The sequence below is a fragment of the Pseudomonas sp. CBC3 genome (assembly GCF_037967085.1).
GTDB lineage: Bacteria > Pseudomonadota > Gammaproteobacteria > Pseudomonadales > Pseudomonadaceae > Stutzerimonas.
The window spans coordinates 1317731-1341754 of sequence record NZ_JBANEO010000001.1 but is presented as its reverse complement, the minus strand read 5'-3'; the positions used below and the strand labels follow the sequence as shown (position 1 = coordinate 1341754).

Here is a 24024-nt window from a genome sequence, read left to right as displayed (position 1 = left end):
GGTGCAGACTTTTACTTTCAGCTTCCGGCCCAAGCTTCTCGCTGCTTAAAAGAACGCCTGAATCCCCGTTTGCGCCCGCCCGAGAATCAGCGCGTGCACGTCATGGGTGCCTTCGTAGGTATTGACCACTTCCAGGTTGACCAGATGCCGGGCCACGCCGAACTCGTCGCTGATGCCGTTACCGCCGAGCATGTCGCGGGCCAGGCGCGCCACGTCCAACGCCTTGCCACAGCTGTTGCGCTTCATGATCGAGGTGATTTCCACGGCAGCAGTGCCCTCGTCCTTCATCCGGCCGAGGCGCAGGCAGCCTTGCAAGGCCAAGGTGATCTCGGTCTGCATGTCGGCGAGCTTCTTCTGGATCAGCTGATTGGCGGCCAATGGACGGCCGAACTGCTGGCGGTCCAACGTGTATTGGCGAGCGGTGTGCCAGCAAAACTCGGCAGCGCCTAACGCGCCCCAGCTGATGCCGTAACGGGCTGAATCCAGGCAGGTGAAGGGACCACGCAGGCCGCGCACGTCGGGGAAGGCGTTCTCTTCCGGGCAAAACACGTTGTCCATTACGATCTCGCCGGTGATCGACGCGCGCAGACCAACCTTGCCATGAATCGCCGGGGCGCTCAGGCCTTCCCAGCCCTTCTCCAGCACGAAGCCGCGAATAGCGCTCTCGTCGTCTTTAGCCCAGACCACGAAGACGTCGGCGATCGGGCTGTTGGTGATCCACATCTTGGCCCCGGACAGGCGATAACCGCCCTCGACCTTCTTCGCCCGGGTCACCATCGAACCCGGATCGGAGCCGTGGTTCGGCTCGGTCAGGCCGAAGCAGCCGATGTATTCGCCGCTTGCCAGCTTGGGCAAGTACTTCTGCTTGGTTTCCTCGTTGCCGAACTCGTTGATCGGCACCATCACCAGCGAAGACTGCACGCTCATCATCGAGCGGTAGCCCGAATCGATGCGTTCCACCTCGCGGGCGATCAGGCCGTAGCAGACGTAGTTCAGGCCGCTGCCGCCGTAGGCTTCGGGAATAGTCGCGCCGAGCAAACCAGTTTCGCCCATCTCGCGGAAGATCGCCGCGTCGGTCCGCTCGTGGCGGAAGGCCTCCAACACCCGCGGCGCCAGCTTGTCTGCCGCGAACTGCTGGGCGCTGTCACGCACCATGCGCTCCTCTTCCGTCAATTGCTGGTCGAGCAATAGCGGGTCGATCCAGTTGAAGGTTGCCTTGGCGGTCATGAGCGAATCCTCGGACGTTTTTATTGTGTTCCGGTAGAAGCTGCTGTGCTCCTACGGGGAACGAATGTCAGAGAGGCTAGGCCGGTAGTCGCCGTCGGGCAACCGACGATTTCGCACCGACCTGTGCGTGTTACTCACTTCAGAGTATTATTCTTGCCCTCAGATGCACGAATACATGATATTTCCGCATGCGTCGCAAGATTCCTAGTACCGCAGCCCTGGTCGCTTTCGAAGCGGCCGCGCGTCATCAAAGCTTCACCCGTGCCGCCGAAGAGCTGGCCTTGACCCAGAGCGCCATCTGCCGCCAGATCGGTGGACTGGAGGAATTTCTCGGGCTGGCGCTGTTTCGCCGCTCGCGGCGCGGCGTGCAACTGACCGAGGCAGGGCAGTCCTATGCGCGGCGCATCGCGGCGCAACTGGATGCGGTGGAACGCGACACTCTCTCGGTGATGGGTCAGCAGGGCGCGATGAGCCTCGAACTCGCCGTGGTGCCCACCTTCGGCACTCAGTGGCTGGTGCCCCGATTGAAAGATTTCCAGGCGCGGCATCCGCAGATCAGCCTCAACCTGACCAACCGCACCCGGCCGTTCCTTTTCGCCGATACCGATTTCGACGCCGCCATCTATTTCGGCGATGCCGATTGGTCCGGCACCGAGGCACACTTCCTCATGCCTGAGGATTTACAGCCGGTCTGCAGCCCTGCGCTGCTTCACGGCGGTGAGCCGCTTGACGCCGAAGCCCTGGCCAGGATGCCACTGCTGCAGCAGAGCACCCGGCCCTATGCCTGGCGGCAGTGGTTCGATTCGCTGGGGATGAAAGTCGCCCGCGACATGACCGGGCCGCGATTGGAGTTGTTCTCGATGCTGGCCCAGGCGGCGGAGCATGGGATGGGAGTGGCGCTGATTCCGCCGTTTCTGATCCAGCGGGAGTTGGCTGAAGGGCGGTTGGTGATGGCGCACCCGCATGCGTATCGCAGTGGGATGCAGGGGTATTACCTGATGATTCCGGAGCGGAAGGTGGAGGCGGCGGGGTTGGTGGCGTTTCGGGATTGGTTAGTGGGTGAGGCACGGGTTTGGGCCGGCGGCGCAAGGGGCTGATTTCGGAGCTAGCTGGGAATTGGGTTTCGCCCCGCTGGGCGAGTCACTTTTTCCAAACGCGGAAAAAGTAACCAAAAACGCTTGCCCCTGCATACGGCCTCCTGAAAGGGGCGTTTGGTGTCGCCTGTTAGTTCGTGCAAAGAAAGAGCAAAAGAGCAAAAGAGCAAAAGAGCAAAAGAGCAAATATGGCCTTTCACACGACTCGGACTCCCTTCCCCTTCAGGAGGCCGATCGCAGGCGTTGCGCAGGGGGTTGCGAGGCAAGACGCCGAGCGAGGAGTGATGGATGCCCTTCGCGAGGGGCGCCTAGCTCGACCTCCGGAGCGACGCCAGCATGGGACTTTTGCGAAGCAAAACCCGGATGTAGGGGGGCGATTTCTTTTGCTTACTTTTCTTTGCGCCGGGCGGCGATCCGCAAACAAAGAAAAGTAAGACGCCGTGCGAGGCGCAATCTGTAGTCCGCACCGAAGAAAGCGCGACGTGTATGCAGGCAACCAAATGCCTAGTTCAGTCGCGGCAACGCCGTCCCTATGACTACTTCTTCTTGCGGGGTTTCAAATACTTGGTCAGCCCCTGAAACCACATCACCAACGCTGGGTTGCCTTGGATCTGGATGTCTTTGTTCTGGATGCCCTGCATGAAGGCCAGCTGCTTGTTCTTGGCATTCATGGTGGCGAAGCCATAGGCACTGTCCTTGAAGCCGATGGCAAAAGCCGGCTCCGCGGCGGGACCGCCCTTGCTGGTGATGCGCTGATTCTTGACAACGTAACGCCGCGCTACCTTGCCGTCCAGAGTATGCAATTGGAAGGTCAGGTCCTTGTCGCCCAGCTGCTGCTGGAAATCGGGATTGGTACGGCTGGCCTTGACCATCAGGCGGCCCAGCATCCAGAGAAGAAAACGAAATTTCATGAATTTGCCGAGCGTTAGCGAAAGGTGTCGCATTGTAGCGACTGATCGGAGCAGCGGAAGTGCGGGAACAGCTGGGTCCGGAGCGGACCGGCGGGTCAGGCTGACCCGGAGCCGCTCGGGCCCCGGGCAGCGCGTATCAGTTGATCGCGTCTTTCAGCATCTTTCCCGGCTTGAACGCCACGGTATTGCTGGCCCTGATGGTGACGGGCTCGCCCGTTTGCGGGTTCTTGCCCGTGCGGGCGCCTCGGTGGCGTTGCACAAAAGTACCGAAACCAACCAAGGTCACGCTGTCCTTGCGGTTGAGCGCGTTGGTGATTTCATCAAGTACGGCGTTGAGTACACGATTGGCCTGATCCTTGGTGAGATCGGCTTTATCTGCGATAGCGGCAGCGAGTTCCGGTTTACGCATGGGTAGCCTCTGACTTTTTTGTTTTTGTATTCGCTGTTTCCAAACAGCGTTCCGAGCACTGCAACAGCTCTACGCTGCGGCAGTGCCACTGGGAGCATGGCACGCTGCTAGCACTCGCGCCAGCCCCCGCCAGCGCTTTACCGAGTCATTCAGAAGACTTTAACGACAGAAGCTGAGGCACTTCCGCCAAGACCGGCGGCAGCTGCTTATTCAAGTCCAGACGCTCCCGCACGGCCGCCCCGGTCAGCGCGTAACCCAACAGATTGCCATCGATGCCGCGGAATAGAGCCTTGAGGTCGCTGCCCTCGCCTTCCACACTCCAATGCCCGTCGCTGCCAGCCGCCGGCGGTGATACCACCAGAGGACAAACCGGAGTTTTCACCGTAATCGGCATCGGTCCGTAAGCCACCGAGGTCGGCTTGCCGGAAAGCGTTTGTGCAAGCGCGCGCACGCCGCTCATCAAGGGCATCACGTACAGCAGATTGAGCCCACCGACCTCAGCGCAATCCCCCAGCGCGTAGACGTGGTTGGTAGAGGTCTGCAGCATCCGGTCAACGGTAATACCGCGATTGACCTCGAGCCCTGCAGCAGCCGCGAGTTCGGTGCGTGGGCGCAGGCCAACGGCGCTCACCACCAGATCGCAGCTCAACCGCTGGCCGTCCGACAGCTGCGCTTCGAGGGCATCGCCGCTCCGGTCCAGACGTTCCAGCACCGGGCCAAGGTGAAAGCGCGCGCCCAGCGACTCCAGCCCTCGCTGCACGGCCGCCGCAACGTCCACCGGAAGCAACGACGGCATGATCTGTTCGCAGGGTGCGACCAATTCCACCTCGTACCCACCGTGCAGCAGGTCATTGGCAAATTCACAGCCGATCAGCCCGGCGCCGACGATCAGTACACGTTGCTTGCCTCTGGCAGCCTCACGGAAGCGGCCGTAGTCGAGCAGATCGTTGATCGGGAAGATGGCGTCCTGTGCATCGCCTGCGATCGGCACCTGAATCGTCTGCGCGCCCCAGGCGAGTACCAAATCGCGATAGGGCACCGGCTCGTTGCCAATCCACACGCGGCGATTGTCGGGGTCGAGGCGTGTTACCCGCGTATGGGTGCGGATCTCGGCGTTGAGCTGGATGGCCATCTGCCCGGCGCTCAACATGCCGAGGGCATCGGCGTCCTTGTTCATGGCGAAACCGGTGGACAGCATTGGCTTGGAATAGGACCGACCGTCATCGGCGGTGATCAGCAGCAGCGGCGTCTCGCTGTCGTGCTTGCGGAACTCCCGCGCCAGGTTGTAGCCCGCCAGGCCGGTGCCGATGATGACCAGCGGCGCGTCCGGCATGCCTTTAGTGTTCGATTCGTTCATATCAGCCAATCGCGATCATTTCGAAATCCATCTTGCCCACGCCGCAATCGGGGCACAGCCAGTCTTCAGGCACATCTTCCCAGGCGGTCCCGGGTGCGATGCCTTCGTCCGGCCAGCCTTCGGCTTCGTCATAGATGAATCCGCATACCACGCATTGCCACTTTCTCATCGTTCACCTCGATCATTTTCGTTTGCGCTGCACGCTATACCAGAACGCTGCGATCCACCAAACCCTGGAGTCCCGTCGATAGACCATCGGCCGGCTAAGGATCTCAGCACGAAACAAAACGGGCGGCCTAAGCCGCCCGTTCGGGTCCCTGTACGCCTTTAACTGGCGCTAGCGATTCCCGACAGCGGATCAGTGATACCCATCACATAGAAGCCAATGAGACCGATGGTGCCGGCCAGGATGAGGTAATACAGGGTCGGCAGCATGGTCTTGCGCAGGGTCACGCCTTCGCGCCCCAGCAGGCCCACGGTTGCCGAAGCCGCTACCACGTTGTGGATGGCGATCATGTTGCCCGCCGCCGCACCGACCGACTGCAGTGCCACCATCAGCGCACCGGAGAGGCCCAACAGGCCCGCGGTGTTGAACTGGAACTGCGACAGCATCAGGTTGGACACGGTATTGGAGCCGGCGATGAAGGCGCCCAGGGCGCCAACCGCTGGGGCGAAGAACGGATACACATCGCCCACACTGCTGGCCACCAGCTGCGCCATGGCCACTGGCATGGAAACCAGGTCCGAGCCGTTGACGCCGGAGTTGATCAGGATCCGCACCATGGGAATGGTGAAGATCAGCACGAAACCGGCACCGAGCAGCGTCTTGCTCGATTCGGAAATCGCCGCGCCTAGTTCGCCGGCCTTCATCCGGTGCAGGAAGAAGGTGACCAGCACCACCATGCAGAGAATACCGCCCGGCAGGAACAGCGGCTCCAAGGTGCCGGACACGCCGGTTTCACCGAGGATGTCCCGCCAGCCGAAGCTGACCGACATCAGCGCCGCCTTGACGTCTGGGAAGACTCGCGAGATCACCAGGAAGGCGGCGAGCAGCAGGTACGGGGCCCAGGCCATAGGCACGGAGATGGGCGTCTTGCCAGCCACATCCTCGATCTTCATCTCGATCTTGCCCATCCAGTCGGCAGGCCACTCGCTGGCCGGGGCGAAGTCCCAGGTTTCCTTCGGCAGCAGGAAGCCAGCCTTGGCAGCCGGCACAACGATGGCCAGCCCCACCAGGGCGCCGATCATCGAGGGGAATTCCGGGCCGAGGAAGACGCCGGCGGCAGCGTAGGGAATGACGAACGCCAAGCCAGTGAAGATCGCGAACGGCGCCATCGCCAGCCCTTCGGACCAGGATTTTTTGCGCCCGAAATAGCGGGTCAGGATGCACAGCATGATCAGCGGCATGAGGATGCCGCACAGCGCGTGGATGATCGCGACGCGCGAGAATATCAGGTGGAAGAAGACCTCCCAGTTACTGCCCACCGCCGCCAGCTGCGCGCCGATACCAGTCTGATCGAGGCCGCCACCGACCCCGACAATGATCGGTGTACCGACAGCACCGAAGGAAACCGGCGTGGACTGCACCATCATGCCCATCACCACCGCGGCCAGTGCCGGGAAGCCCAGCGCAACCATCAGCGGCGCAGCCACCGCAGCTGGCGTACCGAAGCCCGAGGCGCCCTCGATGAAGCAACCGAACAGCCAGGCCACGATCAGCGCCTGTACGCGCCGGTCAGGGCTGATGTTGGAAAAGCCCCGGCGAATCGCGGCGATACCACCGGAATGCTTGAGGGTGTTGAGGAGAAGGATGGCGCCGAAGATGATCCAGAGGATCGCGGCAGTGAGAATCAGGCCTTGCAGCGTGGAAGCCAAGACCCGGTTGAAGGTCATGTCCCAGGCCAGCAGGCCGATCAGCGCGGTAAGCACGAATACCAGCGGCATCGCGTACTTGGCCGGCCAGCGAAAGCCGATCAACAGTACGCCCGCCAACACCAATGGCACGAAGGCCAGTATGGACAGCAGTGTCTGACTCATTGTTGGGTTCCTTGTTTTTTGTTGTGAACCACTTCTTTCTCCGGGAAACCCCGGCGCCCCGCATGGATGTCATAGCCTCATGTCATCCAAAGGTGCTGGCCGACCGGTAAGTCGACCCGCCCCCCATGCTCGAAAGCCCCGGATGCCTTTCAGCGTCCGGGGCTTACAAATTACGCCAATGGCCGGCTTAAGCCAGCCATCAGCAATCTCCTGAATATCCTCAAACTCAGCTCTGCTGCTTGAAGCGCTGGCGCCAGGCATGCAACAGCGGTTCGGTATAGCCGCTGGGCTGCTCGCGACCCTTGAAGACTAGGTCACAGGCCGCCTGGAATGCAGCGGATTGTGCATAGTCGGCAGCCATCGGACGGTAGAGCGGATCGCCTGCGTTCTGCTGATCGACCACCTTGGCCATGCGCTCCAGGGTTTCGCGAACCTGGGCCTCGCCGACCACTCCGTGGTGCAGCCAGTTGGCCAGGTGCTGGCTAGAGATGCGCAGGGTGGCGCGGTCTTCCATCAGGCCGACATCGTGGATGTCGGGCACCTTGGAGCAACCGACGCCCTGCTCGACCCAGCGCACCACGTAGCCGAGGATGCCCTGGCAGTTATTGTCCAGTTCCTGCTGGATCGCCTCAGTGCTCCAGTTACGGTCCGTTGCCACCGGAATGGTCAGCAGATCATTGGTCAGCTGCTCGCGCTCGCTGGCCAAGTCGATCTTCTCCAGCTCGGCCTGTACCGCCTGCACGTCTACTTGGTGGTAGTGCAGTGCGTGCAGGGTGGCGCCGGTCGGCGACGGAACCCAGGCGGTGTTAGCGCCGGCTTTCGGGTGAGCGATCTTCTGCTCCAGCATGGCGGCCATCAGGTCCGGCATGGCCCACATGCCCTTGCCGATCTGCGCCTTGCCACGCAGGCCGCAGTTCAGGCCGACCAGCACGTTGTTGCGCTCGTAGGCCTGGATCCAGGCGGTGCCCTTCATGTCGCCTTTGCGCAGCACGGCGCCGGCTTCCATGATGCTGTGCATCTCGTCGCCGGTGCGGTCGAGAAAGCCCGTGTTGATGAACGCCACGCGGTTCTGCGCAGCGCCGATGCAGGCCTTGAGGTTGACGCTGGTGCGGCGCTCCTCGTCCATGATGCCGACCTTGAGCGCATGGCGCGGCAGGCCGATCAGGTCTTCGACACGACCGAAGAGCTCGTCGGCGAAGGCCACTTCGGACGGGCCGTGCATTTTCGGTTTGACGATGTAGACGCTACCGGTGCGCGAGTTACCTTTACGTTGCAGGTCATGCTTGGCGATCAGACTGGTGACCACGCCGTCGAGGATGCCTTCCGGGATCTCGTGGCCTTCGCCGTCGATGATCGCCGGGTTGGTCATCAGGTGACCGACGTTACGGATGAACAGCAGCGAACGGCCGTGCAGCTTCAGGCTGGAACCATCGACGGCGGTGTATTCGCGATCAGGATTGAGCTGGCGGGTCATCGCCCGGCCGCCCTTCTGGAAGGTGTCGGTCAGGTCGCCCTTCATCAGGCCCAGCCAGTTGCGGTAGACCAGCACCTTGTCGTCGGCATCGACGGCGGCGGTGGAATCTTCGCAGTCCATGATGGTGGTCACGGCGGCTTCGATCAGCAGGTCCTTGACGCCGGCGGCATCGGTCTGGCCGATGGGGCTGTTCGGGTCGATCTGGATCTCGATGTGCAGGCCATTGTTCTTCAGCAGCACGGCGGTGGGCTCGACGGCCTCGCCCTGATAGCCGAGAAACTTCTCCGGCTGCTCGAGGCCGGTGACGCTGCCGTTTTCCAGGGTGACCTTGAGCTGGCCATCCTGCACACGGTAGTTGGTCGCATCGGCGTGGCTGCCTTCGGCCAGCGGTGCGGCCTGGTCGAGCACGTTGCGGGCGAAGGCGATGACCTTGGCGCCGCGAACTTCGTTGTAGCCCGGGCCTTTCTGCGCGCCGTTCTCTTCGCTGATGGCGTCGGTGCCGTAGAGCGCGTCATACAGCGAGCCCCAGCGGGCGTTAGCGGCGTTCAGCGCGTAGCGGGCGTTGCCGATGGGCACCACCAGCTGCGGGCCGGCCTGGGTGGCGATCTCGCTGTCGACGTTGCTGGTGCTGATCTTCACCTCGCCCGGCTCGGGCTGCAGGTAGCCAATGGATTCGAGGAAGGCGCGGTAAGCCGGCATGTCGCTGATCGGGCCGGGGTTGCTGCGGTGCCAGTTGTCCAGCTCCACCTGCAGGCGGTCGCGCTCTGCCAGCAGTGCGCGGTTCTTCGGTGCCAGGTCGTGGACCAGCTGATCGAAGCCGCTCCAGAAGGCGGAGGCTTCTACACCAGTGCCGGCCAGCACTTCGTCTTCGATGAAACGCTGCAGGTTGGCCGCAACTTGCAGGCGGCCCAGGGTTACACGCTCGGTCATTAGATGTTCTCCTTTTCCCTGAATCAGTTGTTGACGGCGGCGACGCCCGCTTTAGCGACCTGCGCATCCTGCGTGGCGGTGACGCCGGAGACGCCGACCGAACCGATCACCTGACCATCGACGATCACCGGCACGCCGCCTTCCAGCGAGCAAACTACCGGGGCGGACAGGAAGGCGTTGCGGCCGCCGTTGACCATGTCCTCATAGCCCTTAGTTTCGCGGCGGCCAACGGCGGCGCTGCGCGCCTTCTCGGTGGCGATGTAGGCGGCGATCGGCGCACAACCATCGAGACGCTCCAGGGCCAGCGGGTGGCCGCCGTCATCGGCAACCACAATGGTCACGGCCCAGCCATTGTTCTGCGCTTCGCTACGCGCGGCGGCGAGGATGGCGGTGACTTCGGTCTGGGTCAGTACGGCTTTGGTTTTCATCTCGATTCTCCTGTCTTCGTAATTCGTTTATTCACTGCGCTATCCGGAAACCGGTCGGCGTAGGGTGGGCCTGCTTTAGCTCATCGCCTCTTCGACGATCTCGATCCAGTGCCGCACCGGTGTGCGACCGGCACCGTCGAGGTGGGTCTGACAGCCGATATTGGCGGTGACGATCACTTCCGGTTTGCCACTTTCCAACGCGGTCAGCTTGTTGTCGCGCAACTGCTTGGATAGCTCAGGCTGGGTGATCGAGTAGCTGCCGGCCGAACCGCAGCACAGATGCGCATCTGGCACCGCGGTGAGCTGGAAGCCCAGCCGGGTGAGCACGTCTTCGACCGCGCCATTCAGCTTTTGTGCATGTTGCAAGGTGCAGGGGCAATGGAACGCCATGCGCTTGTCGGCCTTGACGTTCAGCCGCTCGAGTTCGGCGCTGCGCATGACCTCCACCAGGTCCTTGGCCAACGCACTGACTCGAGCAGCCTTGACCGCGTAAGCCGGGTCATCCCGCAGCAGATGGCCGTAATCCTTGATGAAGGCACCGCAACCACTCGCCGTCTGCACGATGGCTTCGGCGCCGCCTTCGATGGCGGGCCACCAGGCGTCGATGTTGCGGCGGGCACGGTCGAGGCCGGCTTCCTGGGCGTTGAGGTGATAGTCAACGGCGCCGCAGCAACCGGCTTCGCGTGCCGTGCTGACGCTGATACCGAGACGATCCAATACCCGCGCGGTAGCGGCATTGGTGTTCGGCGACAGGCTCGGCTGTACGCAGCCTTCGAGCATCAGCACGCGCCGTGCATGCATGACCTGCGGGCGCGGCTTGGCCGGAGTGACCTGGCGCGGCATGTGCGAGCGCAGCGTGGCTGGCATCAGCGGACGCAGCGCATTGCCGGCGCCAAGCAGCGCCTTGAACAGGCCCGGACGCGGTATCACGTTGCGCAGACCGGTGCGTAGCAAGCGTTCACCCGTTGAGCGCCGCACCTGCTGCTCCATGAAGTCACGGCCGATATCCAGCAGGTTGTGGTATTGCACGCCGGACGGGCAGGTGGTCTCGCAGTTGCGGCAGGTCAGGCAACGGTCCAGGTGGGTCTGGGTGCTTTCGGTGACTTCGCCGCCTTCGAACATCTGCTTCATCAGGTAGATGCGCCCGCGCGGGCCATCGAGCTCATCACCCAGCAGCTGGTAGGTTGGGCAAGTGGCGTTGCAGAAACCACAGTGCACGCAAGAACGCAGAATGCTCTCGGCTTCCTCGGCACGCGGCAGCTTCTTCGCGGCTTCGCTGAGATTGGTTTGCATATCAGACCTCGGAATACATACGGCCGGGGTTGAAGATCCCCTGCGGGTCAAGCGCCGTCTTGAGCTGGCGGTGGTAACGCAGTAGCGGCTCACCCAACGGCTGGAACGGACTGCTGGCGGCGCCGGCAGTGAAGCAGATGGCATGACCGCCAACTTCGCCTGCGATTGCGCGGATGCTCTGCGCATCGGCATCGGATTTCAGCCAACGCTGAGCGCCCGCCCAGTCGATCAGCTGCTCGCCAGGGAGCGCCAATACAGGCGTATTGGTTGGCAGCGACAGGCGCCACAGCGACCGCGCATCGGCGAAAAAGCTCAGCCGTTGTTCGCGCAGATCGTTCCAGTAGCTGGCGTCCAGAGGCTCGCCACCGATACGATCGCAGGCGGCATTCACCGATCCTTCACCGCCTTCAAGGCGTAGATGCAGCGCTTGGCCGTCATAGCTCGCGGCGGTAATGGGCACCGGTTGCTGGCCCCATTCGGCAAGCTTGAGGAGCGCGTGGTCGGCCGACATCTCGACCCGCAGGTTGCGGCACAGGCGTGGCTTGGGCAGCACTTTCAGCGACACCTCGGTAAGCACGCCAAGGCAGCCAAAGCTGCCGGCCATCAGGCGCGACAGGTCATAGCCGGCGACGTTTTTCATCACCTCGCCACCGAAGCGCAAATGCTTGCCGTGGCCGGTAATCACCCGCGAACCCAGCACGAAATCGCGCACCGAGCCGGACCAGGGCCGACGCGGACCTGACAGACCGGCAGCGATCATGCCGCCGACCGTGGCGCCGTCGGTGAAATGCGGCGGCTCGCAAGGCAGCATCTGCCCAGCTTCGTCCAGGGCCGCTTCCAGCTCCGCCAGCGGCGTGCCGGCACGAGCCGTGATCACCAGCTCGGTCGGGTCATAGCTGACAATGCCGCGGTGCGTGCGGGTATCAAGCAACTCGCCCTCGACGGGGCGACCGAGAAACGCTTTGCTACCGCCACCCTGAATACGCAGCGGAGTATTACTGGCCAACGCCTGGTTGACCTGATCGAGCAGCTGCTGGCTGTCGTCGAAGGAAACGGTCATCAGAAGCGCTCCAATTCGGGGAAGGGCAACTGCCCGCCGTGCACATGCATGCCGCCGAATTCGGCGCAGCGGTGCAGGGTCGGAATGTTCTTGCCGGGGTTGAGTAGGCCACTGGGATCGAATGCAGCTTTTACCGCGTGGAACAGGGTCAGCTCGTCGGCGTTGAACTGGGCGCACATCTGATTGATCTTCTCGCGGCCGACACCGTGCTCACCGGTGATCGAGCCGCCGACCTTGACGCAGAGTTCAAGGATTTTGCCGCCCAATGCTTCGGCGCGTTCCACCTCGCCTTCTGTATTGGCATCGAAGAGGATCAGCGGGTGCATATTGCCGTCACCAGCGTGAAACACGTTGGCTACGCGCAGACCGTATTCGTCCGACAGATCGGAAATACCCTTAAGCACGCCCGGCAGCTCGCGACGTGGAATGGTGCCATCCATGCAGTAATAGTCCGGCGAGATACGCCCGACCGCCGGGAAGGCATTCTTGCGCCCGGCCCAGAACTTGACTCGCTCAGCTTCGTCCTTGGCCAGCCGCACTTCGGTGGCGCCGGCCAGCTTGAGGACTTCGCTGACGCGCGCGCAGTCGTCAACGACGTCAGCCTCTACACCGTCCAGTTCGCAGAGCAGGATCGCCTCGGCATCCACCGGGTAACCAGCGCAGATGAAGTCTTCGGCCGCGCGGATCGAGAGGTTGTCCATCATCTCCAAGCCGCCGGGGATGATGCCGGCAGCGATGATGTCGCCTACCGCACGCCCGGCCTTCTCCACCGAGTCGAACGCAGCCAGCAGGACCTTGGCCACTTGCGGCTTGGGCAGCAGCTTGACGGTCACCTCGGTAACGATCCCGAGCATGCCCTCGGAGCCGGTGAACAGCGCCAGCAGGTCGAAGCCGGGCGAATCCAGCGCATCGGAGCCGAGCACCATGCGCTCGCCCTCGACGGTGAGAATTTCCACCTTGAGCAGGTTGTGCACGGTCAAACCGTATTTCAGGCAGTGCACGCCACCCGCGTTCTCGGCAACGTTGCCGCCGATGGAGCAGGCGATCTGCGAGGACGGATCGGGCGCGTAATAAAGGTCGAAGGGCGCCGCAGCCTGGGAAATGGCCAGATTGCGCACGCCGGGCTGGACGCGGGCGAAGCGACCGGCCGGGTCGACTTCAAGAATCTTGTTGAAACGCGCCATCACCAGCAGGATGCCCTGCTCCAACGGCAGCGCGCCGCCGGAAAGACCAGTACCGGCACCGCGGGCGACGACCGGTACGCCTCGCTTGTGGGCGATCTTCAGTAATGTCTCGACCTGCTCGATGCGCTCGGGCAACACCACCAGCATCGGCGTCGTGCGGTAGGCGGACAAGCCATCGCACTCGTAGGGCTTCAGGTCTTCGCCGCGATGGAGAATGTCCATGTCGGGCAGCTGCGCCTGCAACTCGGCGAGCAATGCCGCCTTGTCGACTTTGGGCAGTTCACCATCGACGCGTTCGTCGTAGAGAATATTCATGCAGTCGGTGCTCTTCATTGTTCACCGCCAGCACGGCCAGCTGCGGTGGTTTGCCGCATCATCGGCCCGCCCCGCTCCTTCGTCCATCGACAAAACCACTGGTCCTACCAGTTTCTTTCGATAGGCTCTCGATCTTTCTAGCCAAAACACCCGGATATCGGCGGCTTGCGCTTTTTTCCCGAGATCGGGGTTAGACTTTGGCCAAACTGGTCCTACCAGATGAGGAACTCCATGCTGATCGAAAATACTCAGGAACGTCGTCAACTGGCTGACGTGGTCGCCGAGCGGATCGAACGCTTGATCGTCGATGGCGTGCTCAAGGTCGGCCAGGCGCTGCCGTCCGAGCGCCGCCTGTGCGAAAAGCTCGGCATCTCGCGCTCGGCTCTGCGCGAAGGGCTACGCGTGCTGCGTGGCCGCGGCATCATCGAGACCGCACAGGGCCGTGGTTCGCACGTCGCCAAACTGTCCGGCGAACAGGATGCCAGCCCGCTGATGCACCTGTTCAACTCACAACCGCGAACGCTGTTCGACCTGCTCGAAGTACGCGCGCTGCTGGAAGGCGAGTCGGCACGGCTGGCGGCGCTGCGCGGCACCGACGCCGATTTCATCCTGCTACGCCGCCGTTACGAGGAAATGCTCGCCGCACACACCGAAGAGGCCGCCGATCCCCGCGAGCATGCGCGCCTCGATCACGCCTTCCATCTGGCGGTCAGCGAGGCCTCGCACAATCCGGTGCTGGTGCATACGCTGCAGTCGTTGACCGACCTGATGCTGTCCACCGTCTTCGCCTCGGTGAACAACCTCTACCATCGCCCCATGCAGAAGCGGCAGATCGACCGGCAGCATTCGCGGCTGTTTCATGCCATCACCGAACGTCTGCCGGACCAGGCCCAACGCGCCGCCCGCGACCACATCCACAGCATTCGCGACAACCTCAAGGAAATCGAGCAGGAAGAGCAGCGGCTGGTGCGGGCGACGATGCGGCTGGAGGGGTGGACCTAAAAGCAGTGGCTGTATGCCGGGCCACGTATCGGTTCGGCTGGCTTTACGTCCGATCGTCGGGTCGGTGAAGCGTGACCCGACCTACAGGACCGTAGCCTGAATTAGCCGAAGGCGTAATCCGGGTTTCCGAAGGCGTAACCCAACGAGCAAGCTCATAACGGCCACACCCACGAACACCACGCCAGCCTTCCAGCGTTCCTTTCTTGCTAGACTCCCGCCTCTTTCCGTTACCCCGCTACCGCCTGTGCCCGAACTTCATGACTGGCTGACCGCCGACCGACTCCCCGCACCGCTCAATCCGCTGCATCATGACTGGCTCTATGTCGACAAGGGTTCGCTGACCCGTCGCCTCACACTTCTGGCCGAAGGCGCGTTCAGCGTGACGCCATTGCGCGAGGGTTGGCAGGTGCTGCGCGATGACGAATGCGCGGCGCTGGGCGTGGCGCTGGGTAGTTCGGGTTGGGTGCGCGAGGTGTACTTGCGCGGGCACGGCGAGCCCTGGGTGTTTGCCCGCAGCGTGGCGGCGCGCAGTGCGCTGGAAGATTCCGGCTTCGACCTGCAGCAGCTGGGCAGCCGCTCATTGGGTGAACTGCTGTTCAGCGACCAGGCTTTCGCCCGAGGCCCGCTGGAAACCATGCGCTATCCCGAAGCCTGGCTGCCTGAAGGCTGTCGCCAGACGCAGCTTTGGGCGCGGCGTTCGAGTTTCAGCCGGGGCCAGCTGAGCGTGCTCGTCGCCGAAGTGTTTCTGCCTGCCCTGTGGCTGGCGGCGCAGCAAGATCGTTGAACAGCGGCAGCCAAAACCGCCATTTCGTTAGGAGACCGCCGATGTATCAAAAGCTTCTGCAATCGAGCAATCGCCTGCATCCGCGCGCCTGGGACTTCATCCAGCTGATGCGCCTGGAGCGGCCCATCGGCACCTACCTGCTACTCTGGCCGACGCTCTGGGCGTTGTGGATCGCCGGTGAAGGCTCGCCCAGCGTGAAAAATGTGGTGATCTTCGTACTCGGCGTGATCCTCATGCGCGCCGCCGGCTGCGTGATCAACGACTTCGCTGATCGCAACTTCGACGGCCACGTCAGCCGCACCAAAGGTCGACCGTTGGCCACCGGCAAGGTCACACCGAAGGAAGCCTGGATCCTTTTCGCCATCCTCGTCGCCCTGAGCTTCGCCCTGGTACTGCTGACCAACGCCGCCACCATCTGGCTGTCATTCGGCGCGCTCGGTGTTGCGGCGCTCTACCCCTTTATGAAGCGCTACACCTATTATCCGCAGGTCGTGCTGGGCGCTGCGTTTTCGTGGGGCATGCTGATGGCCTTCACCGCCGAGCGCGGCGAGCTGCCACCCGAAGCCTGGCTGCTGTTCATCGCCAACGTGGTCTGGACCGTGGGCTACGACACCTATTACGCCATGGCCGACCGCGAGGACGACCTGAAGATCGGCATCAAGTCCACCGCCATCCTCTTCGGCGAGGCTGACCGAATCATCATCGCTACCCTTCAGGGCCTCGCCCTGTTCTGCCTAGTCCTAGCCGGCGTGCGCTTCGAACTCGGCCAGTGGTTCCATCTCGGCCTGGTGATAGCCGCCTGCTGCTTCGCCTGGGAATTCTGGAAAACCCGCTCTCGAAAACCTCAGGTCTGCTTCAAGGCCTTTTTGCACAATCACTGGGCCGGGCTGGCCATCCTCGCGGGAATCATCCTCAACTACGCGACGCGCACCTAAGAAAGCCCGTCGCGGCGCTGCCGGGACGGGCTTTTCACATCGCAGCACTCAGCCGTTCAGCACGCGCGCACCGGCCTCGGCGACCTGACCGTCCTCGCTCGGGTGCATACCCGACACGCCGATCGCGCCAATCACCCGGCCGTCTTCGATCAACGGAATGCCGCCATCCATGAGGATGGCGTTATGCATCGACAGTAGCCGCAAGGTCGCCCCACCGCTGGCGAGCGTTTCCTCGAAACCCTTGGTGGCGCGCTTGAAGGCCGCCGCGGTGGACGCCTTGCGCTGGGCCACCTCGACGCTGCCGTGGGCGGCGTGATCCATCCGCTGCAGCAGAACCAGATGACCACCGGCGTCGGTCACAGCGATAACCATCGCCCAGCCGTTGGCCTGCGCATGTGCACGTGCGGCGTCGACGACGCGGCTCGCCGTTTCCAGACTGATGGGCGGCCCGTAAGCCAGCGGCGGTGCCGCAACCTGAGTATTCATCGCACGCTCCTCATGGCATCGCTTGGCCGCCGTTCACGTCCAGCGTCTGGCCCGTGATATAGCCGCTGCAGGCGTGCGAGGCGAGGAACAGGTAAGCCGGGGCCATTTCCTCGGACGTACCGAATCGTCCGAGAGGAATGGTGGTGTTCACCTGCGCGCGTGCGGAGTCATCCTTGTCGGCATGGAAAGCCGTATCCACCGTGCCCGGCGCCACCACATTGAAGCGGATGTTGTCACCGGCGAACTCGCGCACCCAGTTGCGCTGCACGTTATGCAACCAGGCCTTGGCGGCAGCATAAAGGCTCGCGCCGGGGCCGCCGCCGTTATAGGCCGCAATGGAGCCGGTGGTGATCACCGATGTGCTCTGTCCGCTGGACTTGGCCGATTCGCGCAAATGCGGGATGGCTTCACGGGTGATCAACAGTGCCGAGCGTAGGTTCACGTCGACCATGGCATCGAAAAAAGCATCATCGATTTTCTCAAGCCCGCGCCTTTCCAGCAGCGCGCCGGCATTGTTGACCAGCACATCAAGCCCGCCAAAGCGCTGGACGAAGGCGGTAACGGTGTCGATGCAGTCCTGGCTGCGGCTCAGGTCACCAGCGAAAAACGCCGCCTCCGCGCCATACGCCGACAGCTCGGTCAGCAGCCCATCAAGATTGGCAGGTCGGTTACGCGCAGTGATACCAACTTGCGCACCGAGCGCAGCGAATGCCTTGGCGGTCGCCAGCCCGATACCCATGGTGGCGCCGGTAATGAGGACGCGCTTGCCCTTGAGGTCGTTGAAATACATGGTTGCTCCTTAGTCAGTGAAGGCGGGACGGGATGTACGGTGCTCACGCCAAAGGCGCAAGAGCGGCGGCAGCAGCCAGACCGCGAGCGTGATCAGGGCCAACGCAAGGGATACGGGGCGCTCGAAAAAGGCCAGGAAGCTGCCGTTCGAACGCATCATCGAGGTGACGAAGGTTTCCTCCAGCAGCGGACCGAGGACGATGCCGAGAATCATCGGGGCCATCGGGAAGTCGTTCTCCTCGAGCAGAAAGCCGAGCACACCGAAGACCAGGATGGTCACCACCGCGAACAGGCTGTTTTCCACCGCATAGGCACCGACCATGGCGAACAGCAGGATCGACGGCATCAGGATGCCCTGCGGAATCCGTAGCACCTGTTTGAACAGCCGCACCGAGAGGAAGCCGAACGGAATCAGCATCAGGTTGGCCAGCAGAAAGGCGAGGAACACCGCGTTGATCATGCTGGCGTTGTCGGTGAAGATCGTCGGCCCCGGATTCAGTCCCTTCATCAGCAGTACACCGATGACGATGGCAGTCAGCGAATCGCCCGGAATACCGAACACCGTGGCCGGAATGAAGCTACCGCCGACCGCCGCATTGTTCGCCGCGGTAGCCGGTGCGATCTGCGCCACCGCACCTTCATCGGGGTGGTTAGCGGCACCGCGCTGGCGGCGCCCCATCGCATAAGCGATATAGGCGGCGATGTCGGCACCGGCACCGGGCAAAGCACCGATCAGCGTGCCGGTCACCGAGCCACGGAGAATGCCGAGCTTGTGCCGCAGCGCATCGCGCAGGGCTTGCAGGTAAAGCGGCTGCTGCGGCACGTGCGGCAATTCCCGCTCGCTGGCGCTGCGGGTGCAAAAGCGCAGGATTTCGGCGACGGCGAACAGGCCGATGATCACCGGAATGAAGCCGAAGCCGCCGAGCAGCGCGTCGCTACCGAAGGTAAAACGCGTCTCGCCGGACACCGGGTCGATGCCGACACTGGCCACCAGCAGGCCGAGCAGCAAGGAAACTGCGCTGCGGCTCACCTGCGTACCGCCGACCATGATCGCGGCAGTCAGCCCGAGCGTGGCTAGCCAGAAGTATTCGAACGAACTGAAGTTGAGCGCGAAGCGCGCCAGCAGCGGCGCGCCGAACATCAGCGCGAGCACGCCGATGCTGCCGCCGATGGCCGAGGTACAGGCGCTGATGCCGAGGATGTACTCGCCCCGCCCGGCCTGAGTGAAGCGGTAGGCCTGATCGGTGTAGGCCGCCGAGGCGGGTGTGCCGGGCATGCGCAGCAATACCGCAGGCAGATCGCCAGCGAAGATCGCCATCGCAGCCATTGTCACGATTGCAGCGATGGCAGGTACCGGGTCCATGAAAAAGGTGATCGGCACCATCAGCGCTACCGCTAGCGTGGCTGTGAGGCCGGGAATGGCGCCGACCATCAGCCCGTAGAGCGCGCTCACCGCCATGATGCCGAGCACCTTGAAGGTGAACACTTGGCCGAGCGCGTCGAGGATGGCTTCCATTTACAGCCCTCCAAGGTTGGCCAGCAGGCCTTGGGGCAAGGGCACGCCCATCACCTGCTGGAAAAAGACAAAGAGAAAACTGACCACGCCAACCGCGCAAACCATCGCGCGCAGCGGCCGCCCTGTGAAACGGGCACCGAGCCCGGCGACGAGCAGCCAGCCAGTGGGCAGGAAGCCGAGCGGCTCGACCAGCAGCAGGAACGCAATCAGCCCTCCAGTCACCAGCCCGAGGCTGAGCCAGTGACCCGGCACGCGACACCAGTCACACAGACCCAGCCACATCGGGGCGCGTCCGGCCCGCGCGGCCACTACGCCCTTGCTACTGAGCACAAGGCCCACCAGCATCAACATCGCCCCGATTATCGACGGGTAAAAACCGGCGCCATACTGGAAGTACGGCGACGCTTCCATGCCGCTGGCTACAACAAGCACGCCGAGACCAAGCGTTAGGCTGAGGATTCCCCAGGTCAGGTCGGACAGTTTCATGGCTGCGACTCCGTGCCGGCTGCGATCACATGTTCATCTTGGCGAACAGCGCCTTGACGTCACCGGTGTGCTGCTCGAGATAACGGGCAAATGCCTCCGAATCGCGCCACTGCGGGTTGAAGCCGCGTGCCTTCATCTCGGCCTGCCACTCAGGGTCGGCATAGATGTCCTTCATTGCCGCCTCGAGCTTTTCGCGAACGTCCTGCGGCAAACCGGCAGGCGCAACCAATCCGCGGAACGAGCCGAGCTCCAGTTCGAGTCCGGTAGCCTCCTTCAGCGAGGGTACTTCCGGGAAGTTTTCCTGCCGATCGGGACCGAACACCGCCAGGCTGCGCACCGTACCGGTCTTGAGCATGGCGTCGGCCTCGGGTAACGAACTCGGTACGAAGTCGACTCCGCCGGCGGCGAGGTCTTGCATGGCGGCCGCGGCGCCTTGGCCGGGAATCATGCGCACCTTGCTCATTTCGACACCCCAGCGGTCGAGCAGGGTTGCCACCGCGACCGGCCAGGAGCCGCCGCAGCCGCCGGCACAAGCGATGGTGTATTTCGCCGGCTCAGCCTTGATCGCGTCGAGCGCCTGGTTGACCGTCTTGAACGGCGAATCTTCACGGACCTGGAAGCCCGCAGGGTCGAAGTTGAACTGGGCGATGGGGGTGAAGTCGTTCAGCTCGAAATCTGCCTGTCCCATCTCCTTGTAGTGCGCATAGTTGAACAGGACACCGAGGGTATAGCCGTCCGGCTTGGCATTGACGATGCGGTTGATTCCGACCACACCGCCGCCCTGCCCCAGGTTGAGGACGTTGAACTGTTGGCCGAACTCTTCCTTCAGGTACTTGGCAAGAATCCGTGCGGTGCCGTCCGTGCCTCCGCCAGCCCCGGCCGGAACGACGATGGTGACCGGACGAGTCGGCCACTCGGCAGCCACTGCTGGCAAAGCACTCAGCCCAAATAGCAGGGCCAGCGCGTGGCAGCCTTTGCGGACCCAGCGAGGGGTTGAAGTCATGGGCATATCAGCTCTCCTTTTATTGTTTTTGAGTACAGCTGCAGGCCCGTAAACGGGCGTTGGGTTACCTCATTCGGGTTTTCAGTCGCTCCCAGGAGGCAACGAAAGCAGCGGCGCTATGCGCCACATCCGCGGCGTTCTGGCCCGGCCTGTAGAGGGCGGAACCCAGGCCGAAACCAGCCGCGCCGGCATCGACGAAAGCGGCCATGTTTTCAGGCGTGATGCCACCAACCGGAAGTAGCGGGCAGTCGGGGGGGAATACAGCTCGCCAAGCTTTCACCACGGCGGGACCGCACTGTTCGGCGGGGAACAGCTTGAGCACTTGAGCGCCCGCTTCCAGCGCAGAGAAGCCTTCACTCGGCGTTGCCACTCCCGGTGCGCTGATTAGTCCGGCAGCACGCGTGGCACGGATGACGTCCGGATTCATATTCGGAGAGACGATAAGACGGCCGCCGGCTGCAGCAACGGCCTGTACCTGGGCCACATCGAGCACCGTGCCGGCGCCGACCAGGCAGTCGTCGCCCAAATCCGCGGCGAGCATTTCGATACTCACCAGTGCCTGCGGTGAATTCATCGGGATTTCGATCAGGCGGAAGCCGCTCTCGTAGAGCGCCCGGCCCACTGAAAGAATCGACTCCGGTGTGATGCCGCGCAGGATCGCCACCAGTGGTAACTGGGCCATGAATGAGTCAAGCACGTTGCATCTCCTCTTTGCCGATCAGCCCGGCGGCCAGTGCGACCTGCCAGAGACCGGCGACGCCGGGGTTGTCCAGGCTCCGCACACGGTCGAGGCCAAACAGCGCCAGCGCTTCGCGATAGCGCTCGCACAGCGCCGGTTCGCCGAGCAGGACCGGGGTCGGTACAGGTGATGATGCGAAGCCACACAGCGCGCTGCGCAACTCCTCGCCGATCAGCAGGCCGGACAGATAATCGAGGCTATGGGCCGCTGGCAGCTCACCGCAAAGCACCAGGCTGCGGACGCTGAACAGTCGATCGGCAATGCCACTCGGGCCGCTGTCGCGCGCCGTCTGAATCCCGCGCCGGTAAGCCTCGGCACTGGCGACCGGACCCGCTTCCAGCGCCGGCCGGCCGAGAATCGAATGCTCCCGCAGCACGGCGAATAGTTCGCCAGTCATATAGGTGGAGAAGGTGTGCAGTGAACCGTCGCAAACCTGGACCCACTTGCTGTGGGTGCCCGGCAGCAGCAACAACGCCTGTTTCTCCAGGGCGGGATCGAGGGCCAGCGCTCCCACTACCTGGGTTTCCTCGCCGCGTAATACGTTGGGGTGCTCACCGACCTGCCGTACACCCGGAATCAGGTGCAGCGCGCCAGCACCGGTTTCGATACTGACCAAACCGCCAGCGAGGGCCGACGCGTCGGCCGGACAGTCGACATAGGGCACTTCACGCCAACCCTGGCGGCTCCCGATCATGCCGGACGCGATGGCCGGCAAGCCGGGCCAGCGTGCAAGCCAGTCTTCCAGCAGAAGTCGATAGGCGCGGGCAAAATCGCGATCGGGTGTGTGCTGAATTCCCCAAGGCTGCGACCGGCTATCCAGCAGCAAGCCGCCAGGGCCGAGCAAATAAGCGCGCAGGGATGAGGTTCCCCAGTCGATACCGATCAGGCAGGGCTCGTTCATCGCCCCCTCCATCCCAGCTCGGCGGATACGTCTGCCGCGCACCGTATGACCACAGGTCGCAGTTCTTCCAGACGACTTTCCGGCATGTAGGGGATCGCGCTGGCGACGCTCAGCGCTGCAATGATCTCCCCGCCCGTGTCGCGAACCGGGGCCGCTACGCAGCGCACGCCGAGTTCGTTTTCCTCAAGATCGAAGCTGAAACCACCCGCCGCGTATTCCGCCATCTGTGCGTGATAGTCCTGCCAGGGCGTGAACTCCTCACGCAGTCCGCTCTGACCCGCTCGCCGCTGAAGGCCTTCTTCGTAGAGCGCCTGCCAGTCGGCTGCGGGCAGGTCGAGCATCAACGATTTGCCAATTCCGGTCAGAGCAAGGGGCATGCGCAATCCAATCCGCGAGCGCATCTCCAGACCGCGGGTGCTCGACAACTTATCGATGTAGAGAACGTCGCCGCTTTCGCGAACACCGAGGTGAATGGTGTCCTGCGTCAGATCGGCCAGGCGCTGCAGATGAGGGCGCGCCAGTTTGATCAAAGGCATTTCCGCGCGAGCCTTGTAACCCAGCTCGATCAGCCTCGGGCCGAGACGATAACCCTGCGCCTCGCTGCGCAGATAATCGGCCTGTACCAGCGCCGCGACCAGACGGTGTGTCGTGCTGCGCGTGCAGCAGATGGCGCTGCCGATCGCTGCAAGCGAATCCGCACCCTGCGACACCGCATCGATTACCGCCAATCCCCGAAACAACGCCTGCGCGCCGAGGGGAGCTTCTTTGTTGTTGTCTTGAGTCATGAGCGTCTCCTACGAAGCGCACCTTAGAACCAAAAACAGGAGATCTCAATATGCGAGTTACACTCCCAAAATATGGGATCTGATTGGAGCGGATAAATTTGTCATATCGCTGCAACATTTCCGTTATCTAATGCCGAGCGACAAGAAACGGACCGAGAGCGGACATGAACGGTAAATGCATACTGATCGTTGATGACGAAGCGCCGATTCGCGAGATGATCGTGGTGGCGCTGGAAATGGCCGGCTACGAATGCCTCGAGGCGGAAAACACGCAGCAGGCCCATGCGCTGATCATCGATCGTCAGCCTGACCTGATCCTGCTCGACTGGATGCTGCCGGGCACGTCGGGTATCGAGCTGGCGCGGCGTCTCAAGCGGGACGAGATGACCGCCAACACGCCCATCATCATGCTCACCGCCAAGGACGCCGAGGACAATAAGATCCAGGGTCTGGAAGTGGGCGCCGACGACTACATCACCAAGCCCTTCTCACCGCGCGAATTGGTGGCACGCCTGAAAGCCGTGCTGCGCCGCGCCGCGCCGAGCGACAACGAAACGCCGATCGAGATCGGCGGCCTGCTGCTCGATCCCATCAGCCACCGAGTCACCATCGACGGCACCCCGGCCGACATGGGCCCGACCGAGTACCGTCTGCTGCAGTTCTTCATGACCCACCAGGAGCGCGCCTACACGCGCGGGCAGTTGCTCGATCAGGTCTGGGGCGGCAATGTGTATGTCGAGGAGCGCACCGTGGACGTGCATATCCGACGCCTGCGCAAGGCGCTGGGCGAAACCTACGAAAACCTCGTGCAGACGGTGCGCGGTACGGGTTATCGCTTCTCCACCAAGAGCTGAACGAAACCGCATTCCGAGCGGGTGT

The 24024-nt window shown here is 62.9% G+C and carries 24 protein-coding genes; 5 read left to right on the top strand and 19 right to left on the bottom strand.

The features are described 5' to 3' along the window. Positions 1–45: 45 nt before the first annotated feature. On the bottom strand, positions 46–1227 hold the full coding sequence (locus tag V6943_RS06155) for an acyl-CoA dehydrogenase (protein WP_340552902.1): 1182 nt from the start codon (positions 1225–1227) through the stop codon (positions 46–48). A gap of 188 nt (positions 1228–1415) precedes the next feature. Between V6943_RS06155 and V6943_RS06150 the strand changes: the two genes are divergently transcribed. Further along, complete coding sequence (locus V6943_RS06150; RefSeq protein WP_340552901.1) at positions 1416–2324, top strand: LysR family transcriptional regulator; 909 nt, start codon at positions 1416–1418, stop codon at positions 2322–2324. A gap of 533 nt (positions 2325–2857) precedes the next feature. Here V6943_RS06150 and V6943_RS06145 read toward each other — a convergent pair. From V6943_RS06145 to glcD, 10 genes are all read right to left on the bottom strand, one after another. Then, entirely contained in the window at positions 2858–3232 is a 375-nt protein-coding gene (locus V6943_RS06145; protein WP_340552900.1) for a helicase, read from the bottom strand. A 136-nt stretch (positions 3233–3368) separates the two neighbouring features. Then, positions 3369–3641, bottom strand: coding sequence for an HU family DNA-binding protein (locus V6943_RS06140; RefSeq protein ID WP_131651415.1), 273 nt, complete (start codon positions 3639–3641; stop codon positions 3369–3371). Between the two features lie 145 nt (positions 3642–3786). Continuing rightward, positions 3787–4974: an NAD(P)/FAD-dependent oxidoreductase gene (locus V6943_RS06135; protein ID WP_340553042.1), complete on the bottom strand. Its 1188-nt coding sequence runs from the start codon at positions 4972–4974 to the stop codon at positions 3787–3789. Positions 4975–4999: 25 nt separating this feature from the next. After that, on the bottom strand, positions 5000–5167 hold the full coding sequence (locus V6943_RS06130) for a rubredoxin (RefSeq protein WP_131651414.1): 168 nt from the start codon (positions 5165–5167) through the stop codon (positions 5000–5002). Positions 5168–5325: 158 nt separating this feature from the next. Then, positions 5326–7035 (bottom strand): L-lactate permease, encoded by a 1710-nt coding sequence (locus V6943_RS06125; protein ID WP_131651413.1) that lies wholly within the window; start codon positions 7033–7035, stop codon positions 5326–5328. Between the two features lie 226 nt (positions 7036–7261). Further along, positions 7262–9439: a malate synthase G gene (locus V6943_RS06120; protein WP_340552899.1), complete on the bottom strand. Its 2178-nt coding sequence runs from the start codon at positions 9437–9439 to the stop codon at positions 7262–7264. A gap of 23 nt (positions 9440–9462) precedes the next feature. Further along, positions 9463–9867, bottom strand: a complete 405-nt coding sequence (locus V6943_RS06115) for a heme-binding protein (protein ID WP_131651411.1) — start codon at positions 9865–9867, stop codon at positions 9463–9465. Positions 9868–9942: 75 nt separating this feature from the next. After that, on the bottom strand, positions 9943–11160 hold the full coding sequence (glcF, locus tag V6943_RS06110; protein ID WP_340552898.1) for a glycolate oxidase subunit GlcF: 1218 nt from the start codon (positions 11158–11160) through the stop codon (positions 9943–9945). A gap of 1 nt (position 11161) precedes the next feature. After that, entirely contained in the window at positions 11162–12220 is a 1059-nt protein-coding gene (gene glcE, locus V6943_RS06105; RefSeq protein WP_340552897.1) for a glycolate oxidase subunit GlcE, read from the bottom strand. Further along, complete coding sequence (gene glcD / locus V6943_RS06100) at positions 12220–13719, bottom strand: glycolate oxidase subunit GlcD (protein WP_340553041.1); 1500 nt, start codon at positions 13717–13719, stop codon at positions 12220–12222. The genes glcE and glcD overlap by 1 nt, the downstream gene beginning before the upstream one ends. A 231-nt stretch (positions 13720–13950) precedes the next feature. Between glcD and glcC the strand changes: the two genes are divergently transcribed. From glcC to ubiA, 3 genes are all read left to right on the top strand, one after another. Further along, on the top strand, positions 13951–14721 hold the full coding sequence (gene glcC, locus V6943_RS06095; RefSeq protein WP_131651408.1) for a transcriptional regulator GlcC: 771 nt from the start codon (positions 13951–13953) through the stop codon (positions 14719–14721). A 244-nt stretch (positions 14722–14965) separates the two neighbouring features. Next, the gene (locus V6943_RS06090) at positions 14966–15505 is read left to right on the top strand and encodes a chorismate--pyruvate lyase family protein (protein ID WP_340552896.1); all 540 of its coding nucleotides are present in this window, start codon (positions 14966–14968) and stop codon (positions 15503–15505) included. A gap of 41 nt (positions 15506–15546) precedes the next feature. Further along, entirely contained in the window at positions 15547–16440 is an 894-nt protein-coding gene (gene ubiA, locus V6943_RS06085) for a 4-hydroxybenzoate octaprenyltransferase (protein ID WP_340552895.1), read from the top strand. Positions 16441–16488: 48 nt separating this feature from the next. Here ubiA and V6943_RS06080 read toward each other — a convergent pair whose 3' ends face one another. The 8 genes from V6943_RS06080 to V6943_RS06045 are packed head-to-tail and all read right to left on the bottom strand — an operon-like array spanning position 16489 to position 23145. Next, positions 16489–16926 (bottom strand): GlcG/HbpS family heme-binding protein, encoded by a 438-nt coding sequence (locus V6943_RS06080; protein WP_340552894.1) that lies wholly within the window; start codon positions 16924–16926, stop codon positions 16489–16491. A gap of 10 nt (positions 16927–16936) precedes the next feature. Continuing rightward, the gene (locus V6943_RS06075; RefSeq protein ID WP_340552893.1) at positions 16937–17716 is read right to left on the bottom strand and encodes an SDR family NAD(P)-dependent oxidoreductase; all 780 of its coding nucleotides are present in this window, start codon (positions 17714–17716) and stop codon (positions 16937–16939) included. Positions 17717–17725: 9 nt separating this feature from the next. Continuing rightward, positions 17726–19231 carry a tripartite tricarboxylate transporter permease gene (locus V6943_RS06070; RefSeq protein WP_340552892.1) on the bottom strand — a complete coding sequence of 502 codons (1506 nt, stop codon included), beginning with the start codon at positions 19229–19231 and terminating at the stop codon, positions 17726–17728. Next, the gene (locus V6943_RS06065) at positions 19232–19717 is read right to left on the bottom strand and encodes a tripartite tricarboxylate transporter TctB family protein (protein WP_340552891.1); all 486 of its coding nucleotides are present in this window, start codon (positions 19715–19717) and stop codon (positions 19232–19234) included. It lies immediately after the preceding gene. Between the two features lie 25 nt (positions 19718–19742). Continuing rightward, positions 19743–20726 (bottom strand): Bug family tripartite tricarboxylate transporter substrate binding protein, encoded by a 984-nt coding sequence (locus V6943_RS06060; RefSeq protein ID WP_340552890.1) that lies wholly within the window; start codon positions 20724–20726, stop codon positions 19743–19745. A 58-nt stretch (positions 20727–20784) separates the two neighbouring features. Further along, positions 20785–21417: a 2-dehydro-3-deoxy-6-phosphogalactonate aldolase gene (locus V6943_RS06055; RefSeq protein ID WP_340552889.1), complete on the bottom strand. Its 633-nt coding sequence runs from the start codon at positions 21415–21417 to the stop codon at positions 20785–20787. Then, a complete protein-coding gene (locus tag V6943_RS06050) occupies positions 21410–22360 on the bottom strand; it encodes a 2-dehydro-3-deoxygalactonokinase (protein ID WP_340552888.1) in 951 nt (316 codons plus the stop codon). Before V6943_RS06050 ends, V6943_RS06055 begins: the two co-directional genes overlap by 8 nt. After that, positions 22357–23145 (bottom strand): IclR family transcriptional regulator, encoded by a 789-nt coding sequence (locus V6943_RS06045; RefSeq protein ID WP_340552887.1) that lies wholly within the window; start codon positions 23143–23145, stop codon positions 22357–22359. Before V6943_RS06045 ends, V6943_RS06050 begins: the two co-directional genes overlap by 4 nt. Positions 23146–23309: 164 nt before the next feature. On the opposite strand from V6943_RS06045, the gene phoB reads away from it, so the two are divergent. Next, positions 23310–23999 (top strand): phosphate regulon transcriptional regulator PhoB, encoded by a 690-nt coding sequence (phoB, locus tag V6943_RS06040; RefSeq protein ID WP_021207221.1) that lies wholly within the window; start codon positions 23310–23312, stop codon positions 23997–23999. The last annotated feature ends 25 nt before the right edge of the window (positions 24000–24024 follow it).

Excerpts from the sequence above, each read along its gene's own strand:
- V6943_RS06155 (WP_340552902.1), bottom strand. The coding sequence starts at position 1,227 with ATGACCGCCAAGGCAACCTTCAACTGGATCGACCCGCTATTGCTCGAC.
- V6943_RS06150 (WP_340552901.1), top strand. The coding sequence starts at position 1,416 with ATGCGTCGCAAGATTCCTAGTACCGCAGCCCTGGTCGCTTTCGAAGCG.
- V6943_RS06145 (WP_340552900.1), bottom strand. The coding sequence starts at position 3,232 with ATGAAATTTCGTTTTCTTCTCTGGATGCTGGGCCGCCTGATGGTCAAG.
- V6943_RS06140 (WP_131651415.1), bottom strand. The coding sequence starts at position 3,641 with ATGCGTAAACCGGAACTCGCTGCCGCTATCGCAGATAAAGCCGATCTC.
- V6943_RS06135 (WP_340553042.1), bottom strand. The coding sequence starts at position 4,974 with ATGCCGGACGCGCCGCTGGTCATCATCGGCACCGGCCTGGCGGGCTAC.
- V6943_RS06130 (WP_131651414.1), bottom strand. The coding sequence starts at position 5,167 with ATGAGAAAGTGGCAATGCGTGGTATGCGGATTCATCTATGACGAAGCC.
- V6943_RS06125 (WP_131651413.1), bottom strand. The coding sequence starts at position 7,035 with ATGAGTCAGACACTGCTGTCCATACTGGCCTTCGTGCCATTGGTGTTG.
- V6943_RS06120 (WP_340552899.1), bottom strand. The coding sequence starts at position 9,439 with ATGACCGAGCGTGTAACCCTGGGCCGCCTGCAAGTTGCGGCCAACCTG.
- V6943_RS06115 (WP_131651411.1), bottom strand. The coding sequence starts at position 9,867 with ATGAAAACCAAAGCCGTACTGACCCAGACCGAAGTCACCGCCATCCTC.
- glcF (WP_340552898.1), bottom strand. The coding sequence starts at position 11,160 with ATGCAAACCAATCTCAGCGAAGCCGCGAAGAAGCTGCCGCGTGCCGAG.
- glcE (WP_340552897.1), bottom strand. The coding sequence starts at position 12,220 with ATGACCGTTTCCTTCGACGACAGCCAGCAGCTGCTCGATCAGGTCAAC.
- glcD (WP_340553041.1), bottom strand. The coding sequence starts at position 13,719 with ATGAATATTCTCTACGACGAACGCGTCGATGGTGAACTGCCCAAAGTC.
- glcC (WP_131651408.1), top strand. The coding sequence starts at position 13,951 with ATGCTGATCGAAAATACTCAGGAACGTCGTCAACTGGCTGACGTGGTC.
- ubiA (WP_340552895.1), top strand. The coding sequence starts at position 15,547 with ATGTATCAAAAGCTTCTGCAATCGAGCAATCGCCTGCATCCGCGCGCC.
- V6943_RS06080 (WP_340552894.1), bottom strand. The coding sequence starts at position 16,926 with ATGAATACTCAGGTTGCGGCACCGCCGCTGGCTTACGGGCCGCCCATC.
- V6943_RS06075 (WP_340552893.1), bottom strand. The coding sequence starts at position 17,716 with ATGTATTTCAACGACCTCAAGGGCAAGCGCGTCCTCATTACCGGCGCC.
- V6943_RS06070 (WP_340552892.1), bottom strand. The coding sequence starts at position 19,231 with ATGGAAGCCATCCTCGACGCGCTCGGCCAAGTGTTCACCTTCAAGGTG.
- V6943_RS06065 (WP_340552891.1), bottom strand. The coding sequence starts at position 19,717 with ATGAAACTGTCCGACCTGACCTGGGGAATCCTCAGCCTAACGCTTGGT.
- V6943_RS06060 (WP_340552890.1), bottom strand. The coding sequence starts at position 20,726 with ATGCCCATGACTTCAACCCCTCGCTGGGTCCGCAAAGGCTGCCACGCG.
- V6943_RS06050 (WP_340552888.1), bottom strand. The coding sequence starts at position 22,360 with ATGAACGAGCCCTGCCTGATCGGTATCGACTGGGGAACCTCATCCCTG.
- V6943_RS06045 (WP_340552887.1), bottom strand. The coding sequence starts at position 23,145 with ATGACTCAAGACAACAACAAAGAAGCTCCCCTCGGCGCGCAGGCGTTG.
- phoB (WP_021207221.1), top strand. The coding sequence starts at position 23,310 with ATGAACGGTAAATGCATACTGATCGTTGATGACGAAGCGCCGATTCGC.